This is a genomic window from Mesomycoplasma conjunctivae, assembly GCF_000026765.1.
GTDB lineage: Bacteria > Bacillota_I > Bacilli_A > Mycoplasmatales > Metamycoplasmataceae > Mesomycoplasma > Mesomycoplasma conjunctivae.
In genome coordinates this window covers 662368-687987 of sequence record NC_012806.1, presented here as the reverse complement: position 1 = coordinate 687987, position 25620 = coordinate 662368, and the positions used below count along the sequence as shown (strand labels likewise).

The window sequence follows — 25620 nt, the reverse complement described above, 5'->3', positions numbered from 1 at the left end:
GTTTTTTAGTAATAAATAGTAATTTATATTATTGTTAATAATATTTTTTTATCAACTTTTTAACAAAGATAAATTGATATTTTAGGAGAATTTATTTTAATGAATAATATTATAAAAAAAGATGAAATTATTATTTCACTTGTTGATGTTGATAAAGAATTTGGTGAAAAAAAGGTTCTAGACCAAATTAATTTAGACATCAAAAAAGGTGATTTTGTCACACTTTTAGGGCCTTCAGGATCTGGGAAAACTACCATTTTACGTTTAATAGGTGGTTTTGAATGAACAACTCGTGGTGAGATTAAATTTGAAGGTATCGATATCAAAGATGTACCGGCTCATAAAAGAGACACTGCTACTATTTTTCAAGATTATGCACTTTTTCCTCATTTATCAGTGCGTGGTAACATTGAGTTTGGATTGAAATTAAAGCGCTATCCGAAGAAAAAAGAAGATATTTCGCAACAAATTCTTGATAAATTAGAACAAAAAAAACAGCAGTGAATTAAATTACAAAATCAAAAAATTGCCAAATTAACTAAATTACAAGATGATTTAGAACAACAATTAGAAAATCCCAATTTAACAGAAAAGGAAAGACAAAAAATACAAAATAAACTTGATGATTCAGATTTTAAGTTTTCTAATTGGGAAAATTATGTTGCTAGTAAAGTAGAAAATTTCGAAAAAAAATATCTTACAAGAAAAATAACTAAAACTGAAATTGATGAAGAAATCAAGCAAATTATTGAACTTGTAGGTCTTACCGGCAATGAAAATAAATCAATTAATCAACTCTCTGGTGGTATGAAACAACGCGTTGCATTAGCTCGTTCATTAGTTATCCAACCTGAAATTGTCTTATTAGATGAGCCACTTTCAGCTCTTGATGCTAAAATTCGAAGAAAAATGCAAATTTTTCTCAAAGAAATTCAACAAAAATTAGGTCTTACCTTCATTTTTGTTACTCATGATCAAGATGAAGCACTACAGCTATCAGATAAAATTGCTATTATTCGTAATGGTAAAATTGCTCAATACGATGAACCAAGACAAATTTATGACTACCCTATCAACAAATGAGTGGCTAATTTTATAGGTGATTCTAATTTTTTTGAAGCAAAATTTATTACAAGTAACAAGGTAGAAATCCTTGGCGAGCAAGTTTATACTATTCACAAAGAATTTGCACCTGGAGAAGCTCTTGACGCCCTTATTCGTCCAGAAGATATTGATATTGATTTAGAATCTGGTTTCTTTAGTGGAGAAATTATTTCTAATATTTACAAAGGATCATATTATCAGGTAGATGTCGATATCAAAGGTCAAATTGTTCACGTTGAAACTAATGACTTTTATGCAAAAGGAACTAAAGTATTTTTAAAATGAGATGATGATGCAATTCATTTAATGAAGAAGGAAAATGAAGACATTTAACTTAAAATTAAGTTATCAAAAATGAGTCTCATCACTTAATTTACGACTTTCTTTAGTAATTCCTTATCTTATTTTTGCTTTGATTTTTATAGTGATTCCTTTAATTTTGTTATTTATTAAAGCAGTCACACCGGTGTCTCAAAATCACCAAAATTTTGACAATTTTACTCTTATTAAAGATAAAACCACTTGAATAATTATTCTTAGATCGGTACTTGTTGGCATTATTTGTGCCTTTATTTGTTTGATTTTAGCTTTTCCCTATGCTTGATTTATTGTTAGATCAAAGTCAAAAGTCTTCAAAATCTATTCACTTTCGCTGATTATTTCACCACTAATTATCTTTACAATTGCTAAGGTTTTTTCCTTGCGGGCACTTTTTTTAGCTCTCTTTGATGAAAGTGATCTTAATAATAACTATTTTTTACTAGTTGGTCTAATTTTTTTAAATTTCCCTTTTATGGTTTTACCTTTATATTCAGTTTTCCGTGATATGCCAATTTCACTTTTAGAGGCTTCATCCGATTTAGGTTATAATAAATTTTCATCACTAATTAAAGTTGTAGTTCCTTATAGTATTAAAGCAATTTTTTCTGGAATTGCCCTAGTTTTCCTAATGGCGGCTACTTCAATTGTTATCTCAGATAAATTATTACCAAATGGTTCACAAAATCAATTAATTGGAAATTTAATTAACAATAGTGCCAATGCAGCCAATCCTTTTGATTTAGCACGTGTTTCCTCATTAGTATTGATTACTTTGCTAGTTTTTGTAGGAATATATGCATTAATTTATGTAACACCAATTATTATTATGAAAATAAAAGGATTCAAATATGACTAAAATTATTGATTTTTTTCACAAGAATGAGATTTTAAAAAAATCCTACATTTGAATTTTATTAATTATTTTTTATATCCCGATTTTTACAGGGAGCATATTTGCATTTAATGCGCCTTCAAAAAAAGGTTTCGTTTCTACTAGTTGAAATAAGTTTTCTTTGAAAGCTTTTGATGATTTGAGCACTGAAAGTTTTGCAAGTGGGCTTTTAAATTCTATCATTATCGCCCTTATTACTTCCTTTGTGGTAGTTAGTTTATCACTACTTACTGTTTTTTCGCTCTGAAGACAAAAAAATAAAAGTGCTAAAACATATGTTAATTTAACTTCTAATATTCCCCTTATTAATCCAGATGTGATTACTGCAGTTTCAATGGCAATTATTTTATCTTTACTTTTTGGCGCACTTTCTGCTTCATATGAAGGTTTATTTCGCGCTATTGTTTCTCACATTGTTATGACTTTACCATATGGAATTTTACTACTCTATCCTCGTAGTGAAAAGTTTTCCCAAACTTTGTTTGAAGCTTCACAAGATCTTGGCTATTCAAAGTTAAAAAGCTGATTTTTAGTTTATTTAAAACACATGTCATCATCTGTGATTTCCACTTTTGCAGTGGTAAGTTTTCTCTCCTTTGACGATTTTATCATCACTAAAATAACATCAAATGCCCAAACAGTTGGGACTCTGCTTTATCAAGGCACCTTCAAAACTTGAGCACTAATGCTTGGTGTATTTATGTTGGCTTTCGTTGTCCTAGGAAATATTTTTTGAATTTATTTAAATACTAAAAAGGAAAGAAAATGAAGAAAAAAATAGTTAATTTTTTAGCAAAAACCTTGATTTTCCTATCAGGTGGTGTTGCTATTAGTCTAATTTCCTACTATAAAATTCATTCACCTTTTAAACCCGCTGTTTATAATTATGAATCTTATATTTCTGATTTTGCTCGTCGAGAAATATCTAAGGACTTCAATTACCGTGAATTTGGTGATGTTAGTGATTTTACCAAAGCAATTGAAGATAACCGAACAATTGCCGGAGTTGGCTCTGATTTTCAAATTGCCCGTTTGGTACAAAAAAAATTATTACAAAAAATAGATTATTCTAAACTTTTTAAAAACTGATATGTTGCCCAGGCTTTTGCTCTTCCAGAAAATTATTATCAATTAACTCTAGAACAAAAACAAGCTTTTAACAATAAAAAAAGAGCCGCTTTTGAACAAATGTTTCGAAAAGAAGTAATTAAACACATCGACAAATATGATAAATTTCTAAAAGATGATCAAGGAAATGACATTGACATAGATCACGATGGTATCAAAGATAGATTTTGAGAATTTTTTATACCTTATTATACTCAAGATAAAGTTATTGCCTATACAATAGGAGACTATCAAAAAGATGAAAAAATAGTCAATTTACGTCAATTTATGAACAATTGAACTACTAAACAAAAAGATGAAATTCAAAATCAAGGTATTAAATTTGATGATCAAAGTTTGAAAGGAATTGGTCAGTCATTGCGAAACAATGGTTATAGTTTTTTCGAATGAACTGAAGCCATGCGTGATAATTTGCTAGTTGGACAAGAAAATTTTGGTAACTATGGTGATGTAATTGACGAAAATAATTATCAAAAAATTGTTGACAGTTTTGTTAATTATATTAGTGAAATTAGTGGCTATCCTTATACAAATTTAAAGCATAATGTCTTTAAAACTTCAGGTCTCGATCTTGCTAATTCCTTAATTGATCCAAGTCTTAATCAAGATGTTGGTTATTTATACAATGGCGATGCTCTTGATGCTAATTATTCCAAAGATAATTATGAAATTTTAGAAGAAGAAAAAACCATTAGAATTATTAGACCAAAAAATAATTTAACTTTATTAGATGGTTGAATAATTTTGCAATCTACTCCACAAGAAACTACTGATAAATTTTATACTACTTTATATAATAGTATCTTCAAAGGTGAAGAATATAGTCTAGATGAAAAGCTCAAAGAATTATTAGTCGATGTTGAATACAATTATCTTTTAAACAATGAGAGTGAAAAGTATGAACAAAAACAAGGAAAAGGCTACACTTTTGATTTTGATACCATCCCTTTTGCTGCCAATTTTAATTTTATTAATTACACCCCTACTTTTCAAAAAAGTTTTGAATTTTTTAAAAAATTCTATTTTAACGATGAAACAGCTACTGTGAAAAAAGCAAAAGATGATGAAGAAATTAGCATAATTTTAAATCAAGATGGCAATATCATTAATGATATTGAAAATTTAAAATATGATCAAGTTGCTGGTAAAACCACAGATGTCAAGACATTGAGATCACTCAATATTTATTTAACACAACAAGAACAACAAACCCTTTATGGTAATATGCCAACTGAGGATAATATTGATGAAGGTAGATATAATATTAATTATACTTTTATCAAACCTTTTAGTGAACGATTAGAATCACTTATTCGAACATATTATAATTTAAAAACTAAAAGCTAAAAATGTATAAATTTATAGACTTTTTGCAAAGTTTGTACAATTTAAAAATACAAAAAAGTGTTTATTTTTAAACACTTTTTTGTATTTTAAGAGCTTTATTTCTATTATTCTGGTCAGTAAGATCTTTTGACTGGAAATTCTTTGGTAAGAGCTAATACTTTTTGTCTATAATCTTGAATTTGTTTTTTGTTTAAATCTTTAATTTTGAGTACTTCATCAATAATTTGAGCAATAATTTTAAACTCTTTTGTTGTAAAACCACGTGAAGTCATTGCTGCAGTACCTAATCTAAGACCTGAAGTTACAAAAGGACTTGCTGTATCATTAGGAATAGTGTTTTTATTGGTAGTAATATTGATTTGTTCTAAAATATTTTGTGCTAGTTTGCCACTTATTTGATAAGATTTTTGCACATCAATTACAAAAAGGTGATTATCAGTTCCTCCTGATACAACTCGGGCACCTTTTTTGATAAATTCTTTTGCAAAAAAATCGCAGTTTTCTACAATTGCTCTTGCATAATCTTTAAACCAAGGTTGCTCTGCTTCGTAAAAACCGACAGCTTTGCCGGCTATGCTGTGAAATAAAGGTCCGCCTTGAGTTCCTGGAAAGACAACTTTGTTAATTTTTGTTATCATTTGCTCATCATTTGTCATAATTAGACCACCACGAGCAGAACGCAGCGTTTTTTGGGTAGTTGCTGTCATGACATGAGCAAAATTAACAGGTGATGGATGCACACCTCCTGCAATTAAACCAGCAATATGGGCGATATCTGCTAATAAATAAGCTCCGACCTTATCAGCAATTTTGCGAAAACGTGCAAAATCAATAAATCTTGAATAAGCTGAGTAACCACAAATAATTAAATTTGGCTTTACCTCTAAAGCTATTTTTTCAATTTCGTCATAATCTAGTAAATCATTTTCATCAAGTTTGTAAGTAAAACCTTTGTAAAACATTCCACTAAAATTGACTTTATAACCATGAGTGAGATGACCACCACTTGCTAAATCTAGGCCTAAAATTTTGTCACCGGGTTTTAAAAGTGCGGCAAAAACAGCTGCATTTGCACTTGAGCCTGAATATGGTTGAACATTTGCATATTTTACTTTAAAAAGATTTTGTACACGCTGAATTGCCAAATTTTCTATTTGGTCAATAAATTCACATCCACCATAATATCTTTTACCAGGATAACCTTCGCCGTATTTATTGGTAAGGCAACTCCCAGTTGCTTTTAAAACATCTTCAGAGACATAATTTTCACTAGCTATTAGTTCAATGTGATCTTCTTGTCGCTTGGTCTCACCATTAATTGCTTTTTGAATTAGTTTATCACGAAGAACGATTTTCTTATTCATTATTGGATTTGTTGCCTATCTTTTAAATTTGTTAAAAAGTTGCTTAAAAGAAGCACTTTTGTCAACTTGTAATTTTAGAACTATTTGTCAAAATAAACTAACTGAAATTGGTATTAAAAAAGCAATTAAGAAGATTAGAATATCTAAAATTATAATAAGAGCTAAGTTAGATCCATTGTAAAAAAATGGTCTTTTAAAATTAATAAAGTTATAAACAACAGCACCGTCATAGATAGTTTGTCCACTAGGATAGTGTTTACCTTCTGGATATGTATAAAGTTTGTATGTCGAAAAATAAAGGATTAAAAGCGCGAAAAAGTAACCAAAAATATATAAACTTAATTTTAAATATAATTGTTGACTTACTATAAATTCTCTTCTAAAAACAATGAGTGCTAGAAAGCCTATAACTGGGTGAATTAGATGTAAAAAAATAGATTCAAAAGCTGCTGCTACATGTGATCAGGCAGAAGTATTTCAAGATATTAGTGCCCAATAAATTACAAAAGTGATAGAGATTCATATGATTGATGAAAAAAAGAAGTTTCTTGCAACCCTTTTATTTGGTCATATTCCTAAAACTAGAAAAGCTAAAGCTAGAATGATGTTTGACTGATTTGTAAAGTATGTGATAAGGCTAAAACCCTTTAAAATATGTTTAAAACTAACATATGTCCCAGAAAATGTCTTTTCAATTTCATTGGGTAATTTTACAATAGCATCCATAATTAAAAATGCTAATGTAGTAATTAGAATTATTATACCTATTACAATAAAAATGTTTTTAATATTTTTATCTTCAAGATTTTTACTAGGGTTTAAAAATTTCTTCATAATAATTCCTTTCAAGTTTATAAAATTTTAACAAAATATAAATTTTTTTATTAAAATATTAAATGTTTATTAACTAAAAAGTGCCTAATAAATTTTCTAATTTTGAAAATTAAACAGTTAATAAATATAAAAAAATTAAAAATTTTAGTATAATTATTTTTTTATTTAATAAGAAGGAGGTATAACAATGAAAATTCGTAATTTTTTTAAATCAATTTTTAGATTAAATACCTGAAAAAAAATTTTTGTTGCCCTCTTTAGTGCATCATTACTTTCAATAGGCATAGGTTTTGTTGCTAATTATTACATTGCACAAAATATAAATCGTTCTATAGAATACGGTGGTGGAGCAGAAGTTTTAGTTCAAGTTAAAACACTTGATGAAAAAGTTCCAAATAACAATATTGTTAAACAAGCTGATTCAGCAATTTTTCAACGTTTAACAGGTGGAGCTAGCTTAAATGGTACCTCTGTTTTTACAGAAGGTGGGGGAAGAATTAGAATTTCTAGGAATAAAATTTCTGATAATAGAGAATTAAATGATTTTATTAACGAAATTGTAACTAAACCACTTTTAGTTGTAACTGATACAAATAATAAACCACTTTTTTATGATGGTGTTTTTAATCCAAATATATCATTAAAAGATGGCGATGAAACTAATTGATTGGTTCCTTTTGCACCTGATTCTGCTGTTTCACAAACAGATCCAAATCAACCCCAAGCTAATCAAGTACGTATTAGTCTTAAAGACAAACAAGCTCAACTTGAGTGAACTAAAGCCACAGAATATGTTTCTAAAAAACCTTTTGGTCAAAATCGCATTCGAATTTGATCAAATATTTCTGAATTAATTAATTTAGCAAAAACTAAATTTCCAAATGAATGACAAAATTCTGGAGAAAATATTTACAACTTTATACATGTTGGTGAAAGTGTTCAACCTACACCACTAGGTCAAAATAGATTTTTGCAACCTAAATTGAAGGAATTTCAATTTGATGCTAAAAAGTATTTAATTTCTGAGGCCACTGTTTCTAGCCCTCTAAATGGGTCTTCTTTTGTAATTAGTGGTAATTTTTCCTCACAAGAAGCTAAACAATTAGCACTTAATATTAATTATGGAATAGCTGACTATAAATTAGATTTTCTTTCTGCTTCATTTGTTAGTAAATCTAAATCTGATTACGCATTTCTTGCAGGGTGGATAGCTATTGGAATATCATTAGTTATGATTGCTATTTTTATGATTGTTAATTATGGGGTTTTAGGAGTTGTATCTACAATTTCTTTAGCTTTGTATGTTTTTTTAACTTTACTTTTTTTCACAATAGTTCGTGGCGAATATTCACCTATCACCATTTCGGCCTTAGTCATAGGGATTGGGATGAATGTCGATGCTAATGTTATTAGTTTTGAAATTTTTAAAAACAAAGTTTATAGTGGTCAGAGTGTTTTAAAAGCTAATAATCAGGCTAATAAATTATCTTTGAAAACTATTATTGACTCTAATGTAACTACATTGATAGCCGCACTTGTTTTATTCTATTTTGGTACAAAAAGTATAAAAGGTTTTTCTATAACACTTATTTTTTCAATCATTTTTACACTAATTGTAACAGTTGCATTTACTAAATTTTTTGTTAATTTTATTTTAAAAATTCCTTTTTTACAAACAAAACCACAATTATTAGGTGTTAAATCAAAATATATTCAAAAATATAGCCGTGGTTATCAATCAATTTTTAGTAAGACTGATTATTTTAAAATATATAAATATAGCAAATGAGCACCATTGATAATTTTAGGAGCAGCAATTATAGTTTTCATTGCCTTTGCAGCTAGTTATAAAAATCCAGCTTCAGGTCTTAATTTATCAATTGATTTTAGCTCAGGAACTAGTCTAACAATATCAAATAATGATCAAAATTTTGATCTTATTGATGCTAAAAAAGGACAAAAAATCATTGATTATTTAAATACTCAAGGATTAAATTCTTCAAATTCACAGATTTTATTAAAACCACTAAACGAGCAATCAAGTCTTTATAACATCGAAGTTCGAACCCAAAGTGATATTACAAACCAATTGAGGCAAATCACTAATAATTTAACAAATAATTTTTCTAATTTAGAAATAACTACTTATAGTATTTCTAATGAAGAAGCCAAAAAACTAGTTGAAAATGCTGTGGTTTCAATAGCAATTGCACTTCTCTTTGTAACTATATTTACTTTATTAAGATTCAAATGATCTTATTCATTATCTATTATTTTATCTTTACTTTTTAACATTGCTATGATTTTCCTTTTGATGATTATTGCTAGAATTCAATTTTCACCAACAGCAATTATTGCATTCTTAACATTAATAGGTTATACAGTTAATGATACTATTGTTATTTTTGATAAAATCAAAAATATTTTTAAAGAAATTCCACATAACGATATTTATACCCCAGAAAAAATTAGACAAGTAGCACACAAAGCTATTAAAGATGCTATAAAACGTTCACTTTTAACTTCACTTACCACTTTATTTACCATTATTATTCTTTTAATTTTCTATCAATCAATTGATATCATCTTTAGTATTACAATGTTGATTGGTGTATTAATTGGTTCTTATTCATCACTATTTATTGCAACTAATTTATGAATTCGTTTTGAAATAATTAGAAACAGAAGAAAACAAAAAAGGATTGATAGCCGTTTTTGAGGTGTTCAAAAAGTTTATGAACAAACTTTTGCAAACATAAATGATTTTGAAAAATAAGGCTTAGTAATGAAAAATATTAATATTAGACCCAAAGGAACATATGATTTATATGGGCAGCGTGCAAATTTATTTTTAGAAATCAGAGATAAAATTTTCTTAGTTTCTAACTTATTTAACTATAAATATATAGAGACACCTATTTTTGAATTTAGTGAAGTTTTTTTTACATCAGGCGATGAATCTGATTTAGTAAGTAAGGAACTCTATGAATTCAAAGACAAATCAAATCGAAGTTTGTCATTAAGAGCAGAAGGAACAGCTCCTGTAATGCGGGCACTTGTTGAAAATAAAATTTACCTTGAAAATAAAAAATATTTTTATTTTGGTCCAATGTTCCGCTATGAAAATCCGCAAAAAGGTCGTAATCGTCAGTTCTATCAAGCAGGTTTTGAATTTATTAATTTAAGTGAAGATTTTCGCAGTTCAGCATATGAAAAAATTGAAGTACTACTTTTAGCTATCAAAATGCTAAAAGAACTTAATTTTTCTAATTATAAAATTAAAATTAACTTCTTAGCAAGTCGAAGCACAAGAAAACAATACATTTTAGCACTTAAGCAATATTTTTTAAAATACAGTTCGCAATTAAGTTCTACCTCACAACAAAGATTAGCTAAAAATCCATTACGAATTTTAGATGATAAAATTGATGCTGAGAAAGAATTTGTTAAAAATGCACCAAAAATTAATGCATTTTATACACCTGAAGAACAAGAAGAATTTAATTTTATTAACAAATTATTAAAAAGTAATCAAATTCAATTTGAAATTGATTATAATCTTGTTCGTGGATTAGATTATTATGATAATTTAGTCTTTGAATTTATTGCTGATTCACCATTTTTAGGTACAAAGTCCACTATTTTAGGTGGTGGCTGTTACAATAATTTGATTGCTAATTTTGGTATGCCAGCTGCCAAAGGCATAGGTTTTGGCTTTGGTGTTGATCGTTTTTTAGAAATTCAACTTCCTAACTATAAAAAAGAACATCAAATAGATTTTTATTGCCTTTCATTTAACTTTGCTGAACTTGAAAAACTAAATGAAATTGCCCGAATCCTTCGGGATAACAATTATGTTGTTGAATTCAATAAAAAACCCACTTCTTTTACAAAAGGCTTTAAAAAAGCTTTAAAAACAAAGACAAAATATTTATTATTTTTTGAAAAAAACCAACTAGAAAACACTATTACATGTAAGAAAATTGAAACTAATGAAAATAAAGTTTTCAATATTAGTGATCTTTCTAATTTAAAAAACTTTAATTTCTAGGAGAAAAATGGTAATCACTAACCAATCGTTAAGTCAATATTATATAAACCAAAAAGTTAGAATTTTTGGATGAGCTTCAAATTTTCGTAAGTTTAAAGATAAAACTTTTATTGAATTAAGAGATTATTGAGGTATTGTTCAAGTTGTTGTGCCCAAAGACATTGCTCATTCTGAAATTAAAAAAGAATCTGTCATTTCTGTTTATGGTACAGTTGTTATTCGCAGTAATATCAACAATAAAATACCAAATGGTAATCTTGAAATCATTGCCGAAAAAATAGAATTAATTTCTCCAGCAAATGAACTACCCTTTGAAATTCAAGATGATATAAATGCTAATGAAGATTTACGTCTTGAATATCGATTTTTAGATTTAAGACGTAACGAAATGAAGCAAAATCTAATTTTTAGATACAAATTTATACACCAGATTCGTCAATTTCTCTATGAAAATGATTTTGTCGAAATTGAAACCCCAATTTTATCCAAATCAACACCTGAAGGAGCAAGAAGTTTTATTGTACCAACTCGTAAACAAAATCATTTTTTTGCTTTACCACAATCACCACAATTGTATAAGCAATTATTAATGGTTTCAGGTTTTAATCGCTATTTTCAATTTGCACGCGCTTTTCGTGATGAAGATCTTCGAAAAGATCGTCAATTTGAGTTTACTCAATTAGATATGGAATTTGCTTTTCCAACAATTGAGAGCATCCAAAAAAATATTGAGCAACTTGTAAAACACAGTCTTAGAAAATTTGATTTTCAATTTAATGAGGATTTTCCCCAAATTAGTTACAAGGAAGCCATTGATAAATACGGTTCAGACAAACCTGATCTTCGTTTTAAAAATTACCTAATCGATGCTAGCGAATTAGATGATGATCAAGAATTTTTGTTTAGTGGTAAAACTAAAGTTGTTTTCTTAGAAAACAAACACATTTCTAAACAAGATTACAAGATTTTATCTGAAATTATTGTTCAAAATAAAGCAAATAGACTCTTATATATCCATATAAAAAATGCAAATGTTGATTTTTATTCATTTAAAACTCAACCTAGTTTGGTTGACAAAATAAGCAACTTTGTAAGCAAACACCAATTTCAAAATGGAACACTTTTCATTGTCTCAGATAGTTATGAAAAAACCACTCAATCACTTGGTGCTCTCAGAAATAAAATTGCACAAATGTATGACTTAATTGATACAAGTTCTTTAAAATTTGCTTGAATTATTGACTGACCAATGTTTGAAAAAGATGAAGAAACTCAAAAAATATCAGCTGCCCACCATCCTTTTACAATGGTTGACAAAGAATCTGTTTATCTTTTAGATTCTAATCCTTTAGCGGCACGCGCACAAGCCTATGATCTTGTTCTAAATGGTTTTGAAATAGGTGGAGGTTCTATTAGAATTGTTGACAAGAAAATTCAAGAAAAAATTTTTAAGATTATAGGTCTAAGTGAGCAAGAAGCAAAACAACAATTTGGTTTTTTACTAAAAGCTTTTTCATATGGAGTACCGCCACATGGTGGTTTTGCTTTTGGTCTAGATCGATTCATTATGATTCTACGAAATGCTAGTTCGATTCGAGATGTAATCGCATTTCCTGTCAATTCTAAAGGTCAAGATATGCTTTTATCTTCACCTACTAATTTAACAAATCAACAATTACAAGAATATTTTATTCAAAATATCAAGGAGAAAATAGATGAATAAAACATCAAAAAGCACTCATGCTTTAACCGAAAAACAATTCATTCTTTATGGTCTAAATTATGTTATCGGTTTTGGTTTTATTGCAACAATTTCAAAGGTAATTAACATTGGTGTCTGAGGTATCTTAGTTTTTGTTTTAACCTCTCTTATTACCCTAGCAGTTATTTTTGCTTTTGCGCGAGCAGGCAATCGCTATAAAAATGAAGTTGGTGGCTCATATGCTTATGCCAAAAAAACTTTTGGTAAACACATGTCATTTTTTCAAGGTTGAAACCAAGCTAGTCAAATGATTTTATTTTCAGCTACTACCCCACTTTTTCTTTCTAGATTACTAACAAATATTGATCCAAATCGTAGTGTGCTATATATAATTTTGTCTTTAGTTTTATACATAGGTTTTATTTTACTTGGTACTTTTGGACTTAAGTCATCAAAGAAATTTATTTTGCTAACTGCTATTATAAAATGACTAACTTTAGGTGGTGGTTTTGCTTTAATTATCTATATAATTGCCACTTCAGGAAGTTATGGAGATACTTTTAGAAATATTGCCCCAATTAGTGTTAGTGCCCTTGCCTCAACAGTTTTGAGCTTTATTTATGCATATGGTGGTTTTGAAGCACTTGCAACAATTTCTAAAGAAGTTGGAACCACAAGATTTAAAAAAACTATGATTTTTATGTTTTTAATAGTCATTTTTTCATATTTTATTTTCTATATTATTTTTATAGGTATCAGTCAAAAAGAGCTTGGTTCATTTAACCTTGAATTTGTTTATAAATTTGTTTGAGGAATTACCGGTTTTGCTATTTTTTCAGTTGGAATTACCTTCAATCGTATCTCAGGTATATTGGGTAATATTGCACCCCAAGCTCGAATTATTGCCGCACTTTCAAACGATGGTTTTCTACCTCACAAATTAGCATATCTTAACAAACACAACGAATATTCTCGCGCCGTTATTACTTATGCTCTTGTTGGAACAATTTCTAGTTTGGTTTTTACTATCATCCCAACCGCTCTTGGTGTCAAAGATACTTTTGGAAAAATTTTAGATAGTGGAAATATTGCTTTTTTGATTCAGTACTTTTTAACAATTATTACTGTTTTAACTTGAGCTTATCGCAAAGAAGAGAAAATTCCCCTTTGAGAACAAATTATTTACTATATTGGTCTAATTGCCATTGCTTTTACTTTGATATTTTCGCAAATTATTATCGTTGGTCAACAAAAGCTGTCTATAGAACAATTTTTACCACTAATTGCCTACATTTCTGTAATGCTGCTAGGTTATATAGTTTGATTCCTAGTTAATTTATTTGATCACAAAAGCAAAGAGCTAAATAATCAATTAAATAAAAAAGTAAAAAAGTAAACTCAAAATAAAGGAAAATTAATGTCAAAATTCATCTTCATAACTGGTGGTGTGCTCTCTGGAGTTGGCAAAGGTGTTGCAGTTGCTTCACTTGCTAATTTGCTCAAATCTTGTTCTTTTTCCGTCTTTATTGTTAAGTTGGATCCTTATTTAAATGTTGATCCGGGAGTACTCTCACCTTATGAACATGGTGAGGTTTATGTCACAGAAGATGGAGGTGAAACTGACTTAGACTTAGGTCATTATGAACGTTTTGTAAATCAAAATTTTTGAAAAGATTCCAATCATACTAGTGGTAAAATATTGCTTTCAATTATTGAAAAAGAGCGTCAAGGCTACTACAATGGTAAGACAGTTCAATATATTCCCCATGTAACTGATGAAATTATTTTAAGACTAAAAAATATTGAAACTAAATATCAACCTGATTTTATTTTAGTAGAAATTGGTGGCACAGTTGGCGATATTGAATCTAATCCTTTTTATTATGCAGCAAGTCAATTATCAGTTGAATCTGAATTTGAATCTAAAGAACAAAAAGTCTTCTTTATTCATACAACTTATGTTCCTTTTTTGGCCACTTCAGGAGATTTTAAGACTAAACCAACACAATTTTCAATTGCTAATTTGTCTTCCATGGGTATCAAACCCAATGCAGTTTTCTTGCGTTTGGATAGCAAAAATATTGACGAAAATGTTACCAAAAAAGTTGCCAATTCTTCATTTTTAAACACAAATCAAGTCATTGCTATCCCTAATTTAGATACCATTTATAAATTACCACTGATGTTAAGTGAGACAAAAATTTTAGATTTAATTTTTGATCACTTTAAACTTGATTACAGAAAACCTAACTTAGCTTCTTGGCAAACTTTTTACCAAAAAGTTGTTGCCAAGAAGCAATTTCATGTTAAAATAGCTGCTTTGGGTAAATATACACAATTTTTAGATGCCTACAAATCAATTATTGAAGCTTTTAAAATCAGTGGTGCCTACCAATCAACTGAAGTGCAATTAGAATTTTTTGACACCTCAGATGACAATACTGAATTTAATATCACTGATTTGAACAATTATGATGGGGTAGTTATCTTACCAGGTTTTGGTGCTCGCGGCTTTGAAAATAAAGTAAAATCGGCTCAATTTTGTCATGAAAATAACATCCCTACCTTCGGAATTTGTTTAGGAATGCAAGCAATGAGCGTTGCACAAGCACGCCGTCGTGGAATTAAAAATGCAAATTCTGCTGAATTTATTCAAGAATTTCCCAATCAAGTGAGCATATTAGATTTTAATCGCAAAGATGGAGCTAATTTATCAATAGGTGGAACCCTTCGTTTAGGTGGACACCGAATAAAATTTGCTAATAATAGTAAAATTAGACAAATTTATGGTAGAGAAGAAACAATTGAGCGCCATCGTCATCGTTTTGAAATTGTGAGAAAGTTTATTGATCAAATTGAAGATCAAAACTTTAAATTTAGCGGTCTAGAAGCTGAGCAAAACCTAGTTGAAGCTTGTGAAGACAACTCAAAATCCTTCTATATAGGTGTTCAATATCATCCTGAATTTGTAGCTCGTCCTTTAAAATCACATCCACTTTTTGATGCCTTTATTAAAGCTGCAATTAGTAAAAAATATAAACAAAATTAGTAAAAATAAAAAGACTATTACCATTTTTTGTATAATTTATAAATATAATATTTCAATACATATTTTAAAATTAACAAAATTTGAGGTGATATGAAAATAAAGAAAGTAAAATGATTTTTCAAACTTTTTACATTTGCCACTATTGCCACGCTATCATCAACATATATTATTTTTAATGTAAATAGCACAAATTTTAGGCAAACTTTGACTCCCTTACAATCTGCATTTTTAGATTTTAAAAAAACTAATAACAAAGTGATTATTCGTAATAATAGCTCACTTTATAGTAGTTCTTCGATAAACAGTTCTACTCAACCAACAAAAGATGTAAGAAATAGTTTAAAAATATTTTTAGATTATTCAATTCCATCCGCCAAAAGTACAATCCATGAAGATGACATATTATTTAGTAAGCAAAATCAGTATTATATGAATTTGATTAAGCACAAGATTTATGAAAATGACATAGTTTTGTCAGATTTCTATTTGAGTCGTTTGTCACCAATTATATGGTTAGAAATTGAGCCAAAATTTTTAGATAAGGCATTGAAAATTTTGAACAATTTGGATTTTATTTCTTTAATTATTCAAGATCAAAGGACAACACAACCTATTAAACTCCAATATAAAAGTGTTCAAAACCAAACTACAAATATTAGGGATCAATTTTTAAAATTAGAAAAAGAAATTGTTGATTACAACGAAAATAACAATAAAAGTAGTACTAAAATTGGTATATTAGAAACAGATATGAAGTTAAAATTGAGTGATGACGATATCAAACAAGCTGAAATTGACAAAGAAAATATCACTCAATATGACTTTTCTGAATATAATAATCTACCACTAAATCGCAAGAAAAATCTAAACAATGATCATGCAATTTTAGTGTCTTCAATAATAGGTGGAAAAAGAGGTTTTGCTAGTTCTTCACCCATATTTTTGGCAAATATATCAGGCTTAAGTGATTCTGCATGATGAATGAAATTGTTTGAATCGCTTATTATCGATAAAAATTTTAATGTCATTAACCATAGTTATGGTTTCAATCTTGTTTTGGAAGAATTAATAAATCTCGGTTCTACAGATTTTTTTCAAAATAATGATAAGAAAAGTTCACTAAAAAATGTTTATGGTTATTATACTGATTATATTTTTTATTTAGATTATTTATCTAGAAAATATGGAGTTATCAACATTTTTGCAGCAGGAAATGGTCACAATAAAGACAATTCAACAAATAGTAATTTTGTATCAGGATATATAACAGGCAATCAATCATCAATAAATTCAATCATTGTTGGTTCTTCATATGGAAGCAAAGATAGTTTTATTCCTTCATATTTTAGTAATAGAAAACTACCAAATGCACTAGCTAGTTTGCTCAAACCAACAATTGTAGCTCCTGGTGAAAATATAGTAGATATATCAAAAAATTATGTAAGTTTTAATAGCGGAACTAGTTTTTCTGCACCAATAGTTACAGGTATTATTGCAAAAATACTTGATAAATACCCGCAATTAAACGACAGGAAGAATATTATTTCCTCTATCATGTCATTAATTACGTCATCTGCTATTGATAGTAAATTAGATTGAAATAAAATATCTAATTATTCAAAAAAATTAGATGAAAAGTATAATAAAATTTCAAGTTCACAAGTATTAACAGAATATAATAAAGATTCAGCCTATTGAAATGAACTATTAAAAGGTGAAGAAACTAAATCTAGTGGCTTTAAAAATGCAACTGGTGCTGGTTTAATTAACTACAAAAATATTGAAAAAGCTATTAAAAATTTAAAAACTATCAACGTTAGTCCTAAGAATAGTGATGACACTGTTTATACAACTCAGGAAATTAAACTTAAAAAAGGTGATCGAATTAAAGCTTCATTAGCTTGATTATTTAATGCAGGTATTCAAAAAAATTTACAAAATGACAAAAGATTTAACAATTGATATTTTAAACTTTTTCAATTTTGATATTTTGCTTTTTCTGGAAATGATATTTTAGAATTTCTAAATAAAACACCTGATAAAGTTGATGCATTTTCAAAGCAAAAAAATCGGTTATTTAGTGATTATGATTTATTTTTGGAGTACAAACAAAATGGCAGTGAGTACCTATCCATAATTTAACTGGTAAATCTGTAAATTCAAATATTGAGTTGATACAATATACTGCAACTAAAGATGGAAATTATAGATTAAAAGTTAAACAGTATAGTTCAGCATTATTTAATAATTCTATTGATGATAATTTAGCATTATCTTTTACTATTAATAATTAGGAAAACACTATGAAAATCAACAACAAATTTAAATTATTGTTTTGAATTTTTACTCCAATAACAATCATAACTACTATTGGACTTGTTATCAGTCTTAAAATAAATAAAAAAATAATCTCACCAACAAATAAAAAAATAATCTCACCAACAAATTCTATGATTTACGATTTTAATCAAAAATATGGCGATCTTAATAAATCAATTAAAAATATTATTAATAAAGAATCACAAACCCAAAACCGGCCATGACCCTTTAATTTTGAAGATTATTACTGATTTAAAAACCCAAAATGAACAAATATTTTCTTACAACATCCTGGTAAAGTTGAAAAACTTTTAAAACAATTTCCTTATTTAACATCTGATGTTTATTTTAAAAATTTTTTTTGAAATTTTTATGCTTCAAATTGGTATTTTAATAAAAATGTGTATGAACTCAATTTTGGTAATGACATGTTTGTTACAAAAGTGGATGCTAATTTAATTACAAATAAACTGCGAGATAATTTTTTTGTAGTACAAAATATTGATGAATATAATGCAATTTTTGAAGATAAAAATTTAAAATTTTTCCAACTTAATGGTGCAGTTTATAACTCAAAAATAGATGCTAATAAATTTAAGACAAATGATTTAATTGTATATATTAAAGAAGGTGATGGATTTTGAGAATCAATATTTGCAAACAGAACCACAGTTGACCAATCATTGTGACCTTTTAATATAGTAGAAAAAAATGGAGCTATTGTTTTTTACTCATTTAACAAGGATTTTAACAATTATTTTGAGTGAAATATAAATCCAATACCTCATCAAGTTCCTTTTAGCTATGAAAATATCCAAGAACTTAAAAATGAGAAAAAAATTCCAAAAGTACCTAATTTTCCAGAAGCATATCAATCCAATAAACAAGAGATATTTTTAGTTGCAAAGTGAGTACCAAAACTCAACACTAAAACACCTAAAATTGAGCAAATACATTTTAAAAATTCTGATGATTTAATTTTAAATAATGCACTTTTTTCAACAAATCGCTATGATGATTTTACTAATTTTATTTCTAAAAAAAATAAAATTCAATCATTATTAAATCAAAATTATACTCATCTTTATATAGATTCTGGCTACGAAAATATTAACCCTTCTTTATTCGAAGATAAAATTATTAAAAATTATGAAGATGCTAAGCAAATAGTTGATAATACTGCTGGAAATATTTGGTGAGCTCAAGCTTTTCATATAGCCAATTTATTTACACCAGATTCTAACTTTTTAGTCAACGATAAAGTTGAATTTAATGATTTTGTTTTGTATAACCAACATACCGAACAAATTTACAATGATGAATTTTTGTACTGAAAACTTGATGAAAAAAATAATAAAGTCATAATTTATACTTACAATTATCGAGATTTATTTAGTGGTGATTTAGCAAATTCTCCTCTCTATCGAGATATTGACCGTTTGCACATATATGTAAAAATTAATTTACAACCTAGTATAAAAGCTAATAATTTTGAGTTTAAAAAAATTAAGACCTTAGATGAGTTTGAAAAAATTTATCAAGAAATTACAAATTCTTAAAATTTTTTTTGAAAAATATTTTTTGTTTTAATTTTCTATAAGTAAAAATGCTGTATTTATTGCTAAAATACAGTCATTTTTTTCTTTGATTAATCTATAAATTTATATATTTTCTTTATTTAAATAGTATAATTATATAATCACAAATTAGGTAGATTTACTATGAAGTTAATAAAAATTGAAATAGAAGGTTTTAAATCTTTTGCAGATCCTGTAAGCATAGCTTTTGATGGTTCTGTCGTTGGAATTGTTGGTCCAAATGGATCAGGGAAATCTAACATCAATGATGCTATAAGATGGGTTTTGGGTGAAAAATCAGTTAAACAACTTCGTGGTTCTAACATGGATGACGTTATTTTTGCTGGTTCAAAAACTGTTAAACCTCTTGATAAAGCAATGGTGCGCTTAACTTTTGAAGACAAATCACTTGAAGATGAATCTTCACGTGTTTTTACAGTTGCAAGGGTTTTAAAACGAGGTCAAGGAAGTAATGAATATCTCTACAATGACCAACCAGTTCGTTACAAAGACATTCGTAATTTAGCAGTTAATGCAGGTATTTCTAAGTCATCACTTGCTATTATTTCTCAAGGTACTATAAGTGAAATTGCAGAGGCAACTCCAGAGCAAAGAAAGGCTGTTATTGAAGAGGTTGCCGGTACTGCTAAATATAAATTAGACAAACAAGAAGCACTAACTAAATTAGAGCAAACAAAAACAGCAATTGAAAAAATTGAAATTAAAGTTCGTGAATTAGAACGTCAAAGTAAAAATCTTGAAAAACAAGCAGAAAACGCTAAAATTTATCTTGAAAAATCAAGTGCACTTGAATCAGTCGAAGTTGCTCTTATTGTAAACGATTTAAACGATTATAATGCTAAATTAACAAGTTTAAAACAAGAAATTAGTGTTCTTTCTCAAGATGATAATAGCAATAATCTTGAATATGAAAAAAATCAGCAAGTTATTGTTGAAAACACTAATATTAAACAAGATTTAGAAAAGAAAATCAGTAATATTAAAAGCGAAATTTACGAAATTAAAAAAGAATTAGATAACATCAATATTGAAGAAGCTAAAGCACAAAAATTTCGAGAAATGGTTCTCTCAGGTGAGATCGAAGTTAATTTTGAACAAAAAATTGCGGCACTTAAAAGAGAATATGTGCAAATTGAAGAACGAATTAAGAATACAAATAGCCAAATTTTAACAATAAATGATCAAAAAACCAGACAACAATCACAATATAAAATATATAATGATAAACGTATTGAAATTGAAAGTACAATTCGAAGATTAATTTCTGAGCGTTCAAAAAATGAAGCTCAAATTTTACAATTGCAAAAAGTTCTTGAAACTAAAGCCTTTTTGTCAAAAGGTACTAAAACAATTATCGATAATAGTTTTTTATTTTCTGGTTTTTGTGGTTTAGTTACTGACTTAATTAAGTATGATTCGCAATATGCAAACGCTGTTGAAGCAGCTATAGGTCCTGCTCTCAAACAAATTGTAGTTGAAAAACCTGAAGATGCTGTTGAAGCTGTTAATTTTTTAAAGAAAAACATGAGTGGAACTGCTACTTTTATTCCTCTTACATCTATTAAACCACGCTACGTTCACGAGACTCATATGTTAGTTTTAAGAGGCCAAAAAGGCTTTATAAATATAGCTTATAATTTAATATCTAGCGAACCAAAATATACAAATTTAGTAGATTTTTTGCTAGCAACTATTATCGTTGTTGATAATATTGAAAATGCTAATCGTATTGCTAAAATTATCGATTTTAAGTATGTAATTGTAACTTTAGAAGGTGATATTGTTCGCCCAAGTGGAACAATTACAGGTGGTCATCGCCAAAAAGTAGAATCAAGCACAAACATTGAATTTCAAATTGATGAATTAAAGAGCAAAATTGAATTTTACAATAAAAAAGAACAAGAATTAGATCTTATTAAGCACAAAAATGAAACTGAAATTTCCGAGCTTGCTACTAATATTAATAATTTAGATATTAAGTTAAGCAATTTAAATTTTAGCCTTTCTGAATTAAAAGATAAACTTTATAAAATTCAAATAGAAAATAAAGAATATTTAAATATTCAATCACAGCACAATGATTCTGATTCCATCATTGAAAAAAGTTTTGAAGCTAAATTACAACTAGAAAATAAAATTTCTTTTTTAGAAATTGATCTAAAAACACAAAATGAAAAATTAGATCGCATTAATGAACAAATTAATCAATTATCTATTTTAAATCAGCAACTTGGTAATCAACAACGTAAGACCAATAATGCTTTAAATGAGAAGAAAAACGATCTAAATAAAGTTGAGCTTATCCTTGATAACCTTAATATTCGTCTTACTCAAAAATATAATCTTACATTTGAGGCAGCTTCCCAAAATTACATTTTAGATATTGAAATTAGTGATGCTCGAAAATTTGTTAAACAGTTAAATGATGAAATTAAAGCTCTTGGTAATGTTAATTTAGATGCTATTGATGATTTTCAAGAAACACAACAACGTTTTGAAAAACTCCAAGCTCATCATGAAGAACTTGAAACCGCTAAGAGTAAGATTTTGGAAGCTATTAGTGATTTAGATAAAATTATTATTAACAAAACTGTTGAGGTAGTAGATTTAGTTAATTCTGAGTTCAACCTAGTATTTCAAAATATGTTCGGTGGTGGATCAGCGAAAATTTTCTTTAGTGACAAAAATGATATTTTAAATTCTGGAATTGAAATAAGTGCGCAGCCTCCTGGAAAAACTATTAAGAATTTAAAACTATTTTCTGGTGGTGAAAAAGCAATTATTGCAATTTCATTGCTCTTTTCGATCATCAAAGCTAAACCAATTCCACTCTGTATTTTAGATGAGGTTGAAGCAGCTCTTGATGAGGCTAATGTTATTCGTTATGTTGAATTTCTAAAGCAACTCAAAGAAAATACCCAGTTTTTAATTATTACACACCGTCATGGAACAATGTCTCGTGTGGAACAATTATTAGGTGTAACTATGCAAAAACGTGGTGTTACCTCTATTTTCTCTATCGAGTTGTCAAAAGCTAAATCACTGCTAAAAGATGAAATGCAATAATTTAGGCCAACAGTTTTACAAATATTAAAAAAAGAGATTTAAAAGATCTCTTTTTTTAATATTTAATTTTTATAAGTTAGCTATTTTTCTTCAAGACATATATTTTGTTAATATCGTCTTGAGATCAAACATTTAACTTTTGTTTTTTAGCGTTTTCTTCAGCGCTTTTAAAGGTATTATAAAGTTTTTTGTAATTTGGTTGGTAGTATTTACTTTTCTTATTATCGATATCAAAGTAACGCATGATTGCTAGTCCGCGCGCTAATAAAATGAGGTTAATTATTTGGTCATTTTTTCTAATAATTGCAACATTTCTTCCATAATCATCTTTGGCTACAACTTCAATTTCTACAGTTGAGTTTTCAATATAATCTCTGAGAATCTTTTTTGCTTTTTCAGCATACAATCTAGCTAATTTTGGATCTAATTTTCTACTTTTCTTAGTATTTTTGATTTCTGGAGTATCAATACCAAAGAGTCTAATCTTGTTTCCAACATAATCGGTAAAAGTATCACCATCGTAAACACTTTTTACTTTTGTTAAATATTTATTACCAACTTGAATTCGAGTTGCTTTGTAAACAAAGGGTAAATTCTGATTATTAATAAAATCTACTTTTTCTTCATTTTTACAGACTTTTTGCTGATTTACAGAGTTTAGTGGACTACAACTAGCTAGTGATAAACTAAATAAAAACATTAATGGAGCTAATAATTTTTTCATAGTTTTTCAATCTTTCTTTTTTCATCTTTTTCTTTAATAGATTGGCGCTTATCATATTTAGTTTTTCCTTTTGCAAGTGCAATTGTTAGTTTAATTTTTCCATTTTTTCAACCAATATTTAAAGGAATAATAGTTAATTTTTGTTGAGTTTTTTGTTTTAGCAATTTATTCAATTGGCTTCTTTTTAAAAGTAATTTTCGCGATCTTGTAGGATCACCTTTGACATTCATATATTCACTGACGTGCATATTAGTGACAAAGAGTTCATTATCTTTAAAATAACAAAAAGAGTTTCTTAAATTAACTTGTCCTGCCCGAATTGATTTTACTTCTCAACCTAAAAGTGAAATTCCGGCAACGTAGTCATCAAGAATTTGGTAATCAAACTTGGCAATTTTATTATTACTAATAATTTTCATTGTTGACCTTTCAAAATTAAACTATTTTAATCAAGTGTGATTTTTGCATTTTTTATGTAGTTGACAAACCAATTCATAGCTCTATTATAATCATAGTCTTCTTTTGCTGTGCTAAAATTTTTACTTTTGGCCAATTTTTTTAGATTTAAATCAATTTCATTGTCATCTTGACTAGGTCTAAGAGCTAAATCGCTAATCAAGTTTGGATATTCATTTGATATTAGTTTGTAGGTCCTATTAAACAAGAATTTTAAAGGAAAAATTTCTTGTTTAATTGCCGAAATTACTACTAATTTAAAGGCATCTTCTTGGTTTTCTAGTTTTGGTAATAAAATACCTGGGGTATCTAAAAACATAAATCTACCACTGCTAATTCATTGATTAGTTTTTGTAATTCCAGGGCTATTGGCAGCTTTTAATTTTGCACCGGTTAATAAATTAATAAGGGTAGATTTTCCACTATTTGGCATGCCAACAACAAAAACTCTTAAATCTGAGTTTACATAACCTTTGTGTGCTTGTTTTTTTTGTTTTTGGTAAAAAAACATATCAAGTTTTTTCATTATTAATTTTTTACTACTATTTAACTTTAGATTTACAAGCAGAACATCAGTATTTTCATTAGCTAATTGCTTTGCTATTCTATTTAATTTAAGATGATCACTAACATCTATTTTGCTAATTAGTATTAACCTTGGTTTGTGAGGTGCAATTTTATCAAAATCCTTATTATAAGTTAAAAGCGGTGCCCTACCATCGAGAATTACTACAAAAAGATCTGCTAGAATGGCTTTTTCTTTAATTTGGTTTAAACCTTTGGCCATATGACCAGGAAATCAATTAATTATCATACTTAAATTATATATAAATGTTATAATATTGTGTTATGAATTTAAAAACTATTTTTGAAAAGCAAAAACAATTGGATTTAGCTTTTACAGAATATACTAGCAAACATGGTAGAATAAATCAGGAAAATGCTGTTTGAGAAGATCAAGTCATCATTGCTGCAATTGTTGAAATTGCCGAGTTTGCAAATGAAATAGAAAGTTTTAAATATTGAAAAATTAATAAAAAAAATAACACTGATAAGATCATCGAAGAATATGCCGATGCTATTCATTTTCTAACATCAGCATCACTGCATTTTCAGCTGGGTCATAATTTTCAACCCAAACAAGTTGAAAACTATGACATTAATAATCAATTTAAAAAGGTTTTTGTGTTGTCATCTGAGTTTTTATTGCACAAAGACAAGGATATTTTAAAAGAATTAATTAATTACTTTTTAGGTTTTATTAAGATATTAAATTGGGATGAAGAGATTATTTTTGATGCCTATGACAAAAAATATCGCACAAATTTAGAGAGAATTAAAAACAATTATTAAAAAAATTATATTTTTTATTTTGAAAAATTAAAAATCATATATAATTAACTATTGCAAATTACTTAAAAGCCAATCAAGCTCGAGTGGCGGAATGGTAGACGCAAGGGACTTAAAATCCCTCGGGAGCAATCCCGTGCTGGTTCAAGTCCAGTCTCGAGCACCAAGTGCGCCCTTAGCTCAGCAGGTAGAGCAAATGACTTTTAATCATTGGGTCAGAGGTTCAAATCCTCTAGGGCGTACCATTTCATTAAATGACCAGCTTTTAATTAGTTTGCTTTTTTTATAGTTTATAGTTAAATTTTAAGGACAATC

At 27.9% G+C, this 25620-nt stretch carries 18 protein-coding genes and 2 tRNA genes; 15 read left to right on the top strand and 5 right to left on the bottom strand.

Annotation, left to right across the window (positions count from 1 at the left end; all coding sequences use genetic code 4):
* Nucleotides 1–99: 99 nt before the first annotated feature.
* From MCJ_RS02785 to MCJ_RS02770, 4 genes are read left to right on the top strand one after another with little or no spacing between them, the layout of a single operon-like run.
* Entirely contained in the window at nucleotides 100–1437 is a 1338-nt protein-coding gene (locus tag MCJ_RS02785; RefSeq protein WP_012751777.1) for an ABC transporter ATP-binding protein, read from the top strand.
* On the top strand, nucleotides 1424–2281 hold the full coding sequence (locus MCJ_RS02780; RefSeq protein WP_012751776.1) for an ABC transporter permease: 858 nt from the start codon (nucleotides 1424–1426) through the stop codon (nucleotides 2279–2281). The genes MCJ_RS02785 and MCJ_RS02780 overlap by 14 nt, the downstream gene beginning before the upstream one ends.
* Nucleotides 2274–3098 (top strand): ABC transporter permease, encoded by an 825-nt coding sequence (locus MCJ_RS02775; RefSeq protein ID WP_012751775.1) that lies wholly within the window; start codon nucleotides 2274–2276, stop codon nucleotides 3096–3098. Before MCJ_RS02780 ends, MCJ_RS02775 begins: the two co-directional genes overlap by 8 nt.
* Nucleotides 3083–4792 carry a type 2 periplasmic-binding domain-containing protein gene (locus MCJ_RS02770; RefSeq protein ID WP_012751774.1) on the top strand — a complete coding sequence of 570 codons (1710 nt, stop codon included), beginning with the start codon at nucleotides 3083–3085 and terminating at the stop codon, nucleotides 4790–4792. Before MCJ_RS02775 ends, MCJ_RS02770 begins: the two co-directional genes overlap by 16 nt.
* A 104-nt stretch (nucleotides 4793–4896) precedes the next feature.
* Here the strand turns inward: MCJ_RS02770 and glyA are convergent, their stop codons facing one another.
* Together glyA and MCJ_RS02760 are read right to left on the bottom strand one after the other, a co-directional pair.
* Nucleotides 4897–6156 carry a serine hydroxymethyltransferase gene (glyA, locus tag MCJ_RS02765; RefSeq protein ID WP_012751773.1) on the bottom strand — a complete coding sequence of 420 codons (1260 nt, stop codon included), beginning with the start codon at nucleotides 6154–6156 and terminating at the stop codon, nucleotides 4897–4899.
* Nucleotides 6157–6171: 15 nt separating this feature from the next.
* Nucleotides 6172–6990, bottom strand: a complete 819-nt coding sequence (locus MCJ_RS02760; protein WP_012751772.1) for an MAGa3780 family membrane protein — start codon at nucleotides 6988–6990, stop codon at nucleotides 6172–6174.
* 187 nt (nucleotides 6991–7177) lie between these two features.
* On the opposite strand from MCJ_RS02760, the gene secDF reads away from it, so the two are divergent.
* The 8 genes from secDF (at nucleotide 7178) to MCJ_RS02720 (ending at nucleotide 22775) form a co-directional block, all read left to right on the top strand.
* On the top strand, nucleotides 7178–9766 hold the full coding sequence (secDF, locus tag MCJ_RS02755) for a protein translocase subunit SecDF (protein WP_012751771.1): 2589 nt from the start codon (nucleotides 7178–7180) through the stop codon (nucleotides 9764–9766).
* A gap of 9 nt (nucleotides 9767–9775) precedes the next feature.
* Nucleotides 9776–11041 carry a histidine--tRNA ligase gene (hisS, locus tag MCJ_RS02750; RefSeq protein WP_012751770.1) on the top strand — a complete coding sequence of 422 codons (1266 nt, stop codon included), beginning with the start codon at nucleotides 9776–9778 and terminating at the stop codon, nucleotides 11039–11041.
* Nucleotides 11042–11048: 7 nt separating this feature from the next.
* On the top strand, nucleotides 11049–12764 hold the full coding sequence (aspS, locus tag MCJ_RS02745) for an aspartate--tRNA ligase (protein WP_012751769.1): 1716 nt from the start codon (nucleotides 11049–11051) through the stop codon (nucleotides 12762–12764).
* A complete protein-coding gene (locus MCJ_RS02740; RefSeq protein ID WP_012751768.1) occupies nucleotides 12757–14139 on the top strand; it encodes an APC family permease in 1383 nt (460 codons plus the stop codon). Before aspS ends, MCJ_RS02740 begins: the two co-directional genes overlap by 8 nt.
* A gap of 21 nt (nucleotides 14140–14160) precedes the next feature.
* Complete coding sequence (locus MCJ_RS02735; RefSeq protein WP_012751767.1) at nucleotides 14161–15792, top strand: CTP synthase; 1632 nt, start codon at nucleotides 14161–14163, stop codon at nucleotides 15790–15792.
* A 90-nt stretch (nucleotides 15793–15882) separates the two neighbouring features.
* Entirely contained in the window at nucleotides 15883–17934 is a 2052-nt protein-coding gene (locus MCJ_RS02730; protein ID WP_012751766.1) for a S8 family serine peptidase, read from the top strand.
* 161 nt (nucleotides 17935–18095) lie between these two features.
* On the top strand, nucleotides 18096–19670 hold the full coding sequence (locus tag MCJ_RS02725; protein ID WP_012751765.1) for a hypothetical protein: 1575 nt from the start codon (nucleotides 18096–18098) through the stop codon (nucleotides 19668–19670).
* A 162-nt stretch (nucleotides 19671–19832) separates the two neighbouring features.
* Nucleotides 19833–22775, top strand: a complete 2943-nt coding sequence (locus MCJ_RS02720) for an AAA family ATPase (RefSeq protein ID WP_012751764.1) — start codon at nucleotides 19833–19835, stop codon at nucleotides 22773–22775.
* Between the two features lie 76 nt (nucleotides 22776–22851).
* On the opposite strand, the gene MCJ_RS02715 is transcribed toward MCJ_RS02720, so the two are convergent.
* From MCJ_RS02715 to ylqF, 3 genes are read right to left on the bottom strand one after another with little or no spacing between them, the layout of a single operon-like run.
* Nucleotides 22852–23499 carry a thermonuclease family protein gene (locus MCJ_RS02715; protein ID WP_012751763.1) on the bottom strand — a complete coding sequence of 216 codons (648 nt, stop codon included), beginning with the start codon at nucleotides 23497–23499 and terminating at the stop codon, nucleotides 22852–22854.
* Nucleotides 23484–23918, bottom strand: a complete 435-nt coding sequence (gene smpB, locus MCJ_RS02710; protein WP_012751762.1) for an SsrA-binding protein SmpB — start codon at nucleotides 23916–23918, stop codon at nucleotides 23484–23486. The genes MCJ_RS02715 and smpB overlap by 16 nt, the downstream gene beginning before the upstream one ends.
* Before the next feature lie 26 nt (nucleotides 23919–23944).
* Entirely contained in the window at nucleotides 23945–24742 is a 798-nt protein-coding gene (gene ylqF / locus MCJ_RS02705; RefSeq protein WP_012751761.1) for a ribosome biogenesis GTPase YlqF, read from the bottom strand.
* 62 nt (nucleotides 24743–24804) lie between these two features.
* Here ylqF and MCJ_RS02700 point away from each other — a divergent pair, with 62 nt between their 5' ends.
* The 3 genes from MCJ_RS02700 (at nucleotide 24805) to MCJ_RS02690 (ending at nucleotide 25550) form a co-directional block, all read left to right on the top strand.
* Nucleotides 24805–25308 (top strand): dUTP diphosphatase, encoded by a 504-nt coding sequence (locus MCJ_RS02700; RefSeq protein ID WP_012751760.1) that lies wholly within the window; start codon nucleotides 24805–24807, stop codon nucleotides 25306–25308.
* Nucleotides 25309–25385: 77 nt separating this feature from the next.
* Nucleotides 25386–25471, top strand: a tRNA-Leu gene (locus MCJ_RS02695).
* A 3-nt stretch (nucleotides 25472–25474) separates the two neighbouring features.
* Nucleotides 25475–25550: transfer RNA gene (locus MCJ_RS02690), tRNA-Lys, on the top strand.
* Nucleotides 25551–25620 lie beyond the last annotated feature (70 nt).